Below are 242 nucleotides of genomic sequence, written 5' to 3'. Positions count from 1 at the left end.
AGCTCGCGGATGGCTCCCAGGAAGTACTCTGCCGGCAGTTCAGGAAGCGCAAGCCGGCGGGCCGACTTGTTCAGGCGCGCAGCGTTGGCTTCGGGGCGGAAGGACCAAACGGAGCCGTCGGCGTGACGGTAGGCTTTAAGGCCTTCGAAGATCTCTTGGCCGTAGTGCAGCACCGCAGCCGACGGATCCAGGGCGATCGGCCCGTACGCTTCCACCCGGGCGTTGTGCCACCCGCCATTGCC

1 pseudogene is annotated in these 242 nt (G+C 66.5%); it reads right to left on the bottom strand.

The annotated features are described in order from the left end of the window. Positions 1–242 (bottom strand): annotated as a pseudogene (locus CXQ89_RS19025) (branched chain amino acid aminotransferase); the annotation flags it as partial.

It is taken from the genome of Arthrobacter sp. ZGTC212 (assembly GCF_002929255.1).
GTDB lineage: Bacteria > Actinomycetota > Actinomycetes > Actinomycetales > Micrococcaceae > Arthrobacter_B > Arthrobacter_B sunyaminii.
This window is presented reverse-complemented; position numbering and strand designations above follow the sequence as displayed.